This is a genomic window from Mesorhizobium qingshengii, from assembly GCF_900103325.1.
Lineage (GTDB): Bacteria > Pseudomonadota > Alphaproteobacteria > Rhizobiales > Rhizobiaceae > Mesorhizobium > Mesorhizobium qingshengii.
On the sequence record NZ_FMXM01000089.1, the window covers coordinates 1 to 1,957 of the forward strand.

Sequence of the window (1,957 nt, forward strand, 5' to 3'; positions counted from 1 at the left end):
TGGCGTCCGTGTTCTTAACCGGATGACAGAACTTGGCCGGCCCAAGTTCGAGCGCGTTGCATGAAAAATGCAGTGGATAGGGTTGCCTCGTCCAAGTCTGATCCATGCAACAGGGCTCAGTTCAACAGCTCTGCCGATCTCGCGGCCTACCCGCGCACGAGCATGACGGTGCCGCCAAGCTCGCGCCACTCGGCGCTCATCTCCTATACGCGCCGAATGCGGCGGACGTATATCCGGAAGGGTTCGCCACCACGGTGTCGGTGAGCGGGGTGAGCAAGGGCCTGTGCGGGGCGTTCCGTCCCGGCCATTTCGACGGCGTGGCAACCGTCGTCGCCAAGCTCTTTCTCCAGACGCGCGCTGATCTCGCCTTCTTCGGCGAGAAGGATTTCCAGCAACTGCACGTCGTTCGCCGGCTCGTGCGCGATCTCGACATTCCGATCGAGATTGTCGCCTGTCCAACGGTGCGTGAAGCTGACGGCCTGGCGATGTCGTCGCGCAATGTCAGGCTCTCGGCCGAACAGCGCCTGGCAGCGCCTAAGCTCCCCGAAGTCCTGTCCGCCTCGGCCGCGCGGCTGTCGGCAAGAGCGCCAGTAGAGCTTGTACTTGCCGAGGCCAGGCAAGCGATCCTCGCCGCCGGTTACGACGAAGTCGAGTATCTCGAACTGAGGGCTGACGACGACTTGTCGCCGCTCACGGCCGCAGACCGGCCTGCACGCCTGATTGCCGCGGCCTGGCTCGGCGGTACGCGGCTTATCGATAACGTCGGCGTTCTGCCAAGGCAGCGCAAATGCGAGGTGCTCGCGGCATCCAATGCCGCATGATTGAATATGTCGCGACGCTTGTACAAAGGCGTCGTCAAAATGACCCAGACAAATAGCCGTAGCAGGGAGTGGATATGGTCTTTCGATTGAAGGAGCGCCTCGGCAGGAAGTTCGAAGAAGAAGTGCAATTCTTCAAGGGCTGGCAGAAAGACAAGAAACGAGTGGGGTGCGCTCATGCCAACGTCCGTTCATCCCGCGCGTCGTATGGCAAGTGTTATTAACCCGGCATCCGGATTACCGGTTCTTGAACTTGGCGCGGGAACTGGCGTCATCACCAAGGCCATCCTCGAAACGAGGCATCAAGCCGCATCAGCTGATTTCGATCGAATATTCCAAGGATTTCTACCATCGCGTGACGCGACGCTTTCCAGGCGTGGATTTTCGATTGGGCGATGCGTTCGCGCTGTGGGAGAAGTGCTTGCCGAGCGAAGCGGGGAGCAATTCGACTGTGTCATAAGTGCCGTGCCGCTGTTGAGCTTTCCGATGGAACAGCGTGTTGGCCTGCTTGAGGATTTGCTGGCCCGCATTCCTCGCGGGAGGCCTGTGATTCAGATTACCTACGGACCTTTGTCCCCAGTGATCAAAATGCCCGACCGCTACGTCGTGTCTCACTATGATTTCATCGTGCGCAATATCCCACCCGCACAGCTGTGGACTTATCGACGAGCAGTCTGACAGCGCACCACGCGCGCAAGTAAGCCCGCTATGCACTTATGCAGGGAAGCGTGGGTTGGCGCACTAAGCGAGTTGAAGGGTGGCGCGGTACTGATGGAATCCGAGGGAGTCTATTGCATACCGCACAGGTGAGTGCGCCGAGAGGGGAGGGAAGCGAAGGCCCCCGGCGGGTCAGAAGAGTTCAGAGTCTCCCGTCCAGTTTGTCAGACGGTGAAGTGGTGTTAATTAACATCTATCTTTCGAACCGAGACTTAGAGCAAGCCTTACTGCTGAAGCAGCAGTGTGTTGCCTCTCGACGACCGTCAATAAGACTTGTCAAAGATAAATTCATACTTCGTAATATTGCGAAATATTCACTTTGACTGATGAAAGTCGCATAATCTATCTTATGGAACTAAGGAATCGCTGCGTCACCCACCAAACCGGGTCCGCTCTGTCATTCTATATTCCGATCGCAACTT

Annotated in this window: 2 pseudogenes; both read left to right on the top strand. The window is 57.5% G+C overall.

The features are described 5' to 3' along the window. Positions 1-108: 108 nt before the first annotated feature. Positions 109-821: pseudogene (locus BLS48_RS34430) on the top strand (4-phosphopantoate--beta-alanine ligase); the annotation flags it as partial. Between the two features lie 74 nt (positions 822-895). Beyond that, positions 896-1,496, top strand: a pseudogene (gene pmtA, locus BLS48_RS34435) (phospholipid N-methyltransferase PmtA). The last annotated feature ends 461 nt before the right edge of the window (positions 1,497-1,957 follow it).